This is a genomic window from Methylomonas sp. BG-2 (assembly GCF_057766305.1).
In genome coordinates, this window is the sequence record NZ_JBYMAP010000417.1 from 1 (window position 1) to 1,956 (window position 1,956).

General features: G+C 51.0%; 3 protein-coding genes. All 3 read left to right on the forward strand.

Translation table 11 applies throughout. The annotated features are described in order from the left end of the window. Positions 1–280 precede the first annotated feature (280 nt). Complete coding sequence (locus AC3B8H_RS20800; protein ID WP_488443419.1) at positions 281–847, forward strand: RHS repeat-associated core domain-containing protein; 567 nt, start codon at positions 281–283, stop codon at positions 845–847. A gap of 230 nt (positions 848–1,077) precedes the next feature. Beyond that, positions 1,078–1,548: a DUF7684 family protein gene (locus AC3B8H_RS20805; protein ID WP_488443420.1), complete on the forward strand. Its 471-nt coding sequence runs from the start codon at positions 1,078–1,080 to the stop codon at positions 1,546–1,548. A gap of 323 nt (positions 1,549–1,871) precedes the next feature. Then, the coding region (locus AC3B8H_RS20810; RefSeq protein WP_488443421.1) for an RHS repeat-associated core domain-containing protein at positions 1,872–1,956 on the forward strand (85 nt) is incomplete at its 3' end.

Genomic DNA, 1,956 nt, shown 5'->3' on the forward strand with positions numbered 1-1,956 from the left:
AGGGGTGGGCTTTGACGATATTGGGGTACTTGTCCCACAATAATTTACCACGTACGGCGCAATGTACCACGTACGGCGCAATGTAGGGCGTCAATAGGCGGAGCCGTATTGCGCCGCACGTTGGCTTTTAACTGGTAGCAGGCAGGTAAAAAAGCCAAGGACCGTAAACATAGTTATTCAAGGACCGATTAGCGAAGCGAAATGGTACGAATGGTTGGCATGTCTCGGATTACGCTATCGCGAATAGGCGCTACGTAAGTGAGGAGACATCCCGCTCGCGGTGATCGACCAACGCCCGGACGGCAGCCTGGCCGGCGTGGCTGACATCGAAACCGACTTCACCAACACCCCGCGTTTTTTGCGCCGGGCGGCCGGCGATCTGACCCAACCGGTCTGGTCCTGGCCGATTGCCCCCTACGGCGACACCCCGGCCCTGGAAGACCCGGATGGCGACGGCGCGCAGACCGTCTTCAACCTCCGCTACCCCGGCCAATACTACGACGCCTTCTTCGGCCTTCACTACAACCACACCCGCTACTTCTCGCCCCGCGCCGGCCGCTACCTTCAACCCGACCTGATCGGCCTGGAAGGCGGCACCAATGTGTATACTTACGCCAACGGCAATCCGGTCAGCTATACCGATCCGACGGGGACAGTTTTTGACATCGTTATAGACGTTATCTCGATCGTAAACGATCTGTTCCATTTCGCTACAGAAGGTTTTACTGATACGAACGTTGCGGCCTTTGCAGGTGATATTGTCGGCGCCGCAACACCCGGATTGACGGGGGTTGGCGCGACAATTCGTGCTGCTGATAAGGTTAAAGATGTTGCAAAAAGTACCTAAGAACTCACGAAGTCGCAGACAAAAGCAATTAAATCATTAGAAAAGCAAATCCAAAAGCATCAGCAAAAACTGGACGATTTTAAGGCGAATCCCACTGTTCGGCCAGGGATGGAAGATTTGCCGAAGGAAGTTATTAAGCAGCAGCAAGAAGAAAGAATAAGGCACTTAGAGACAGAGATAAATACTTTTAATAAGAACATTGAAAAAATCAAAAACGGTGAACTGTAAAAATGGAAGTTGCTCTTAGTAATTCAAATTCACTATTTTTCGTTGATAAAACTCAAGAGAAAAATAGCTTTTCAGTATTAAATACCACCTTGGTCTCCGTTCTATTTAGCGCATGGGGAGCAGACGAAATAAATTTAAAACACTTAGAGCCGTTGGTAAAGAAATTAATTAACCTTGGTTGTAAATGTTTTGTGTGTGCTGGAACATATTCAGAATTACTTCACGACAGTATTGATGATATTATTTCCGACATGTCTACTTGTGGGGGACAGGAAAATTGCAGAGACATAATCACCAGTTGGCACGATACCGATTCGGATGATGAAGTAGCGGAATTTTTTTTGTATTCATTGAACGTATCTAATAATGTTTCTAATATGGTGTGGTTAGCTTTTCTTGACGACGGCAATCCAAGTGACAATCGATTAAAAGCCGCTATTCTAAAAACAATTGGTGACGCTGTAAGGCTGTAAGGCTGTAAGGCTGTAAGGCTGTAAGGCTGAATGCGTCGCGGTTCCGCAACGCGATAACGCGCGCCAAATTTGATAGCCGATAGGAAGCCGCCGACGCGGAGAAGGCGCATAGTTAGCGACCGTTGCGCCTCGCCGCCGGCTCGGCACAACCTACCCGAGGCGCATCTTTTCAAGTTTCACCAACACCCCGCGCTTTTTGCGCCGGGCGGCCGGCGATCTGACGCAACCGGTCTGGTCCTGGTCGATGGCCCCCCTACGACGACGGCGCGAAGACCGTCTTCAACCTGCGCTACCCCGGCCAATACTACGACGCCTTTTCCGGCCTGCACTACAACCACACCCGCTACTTCTCCCCCCGCGCCGGCCGCTACCTGCAACCCGACCTGATCGGCCTGGAAGGCGGCACCC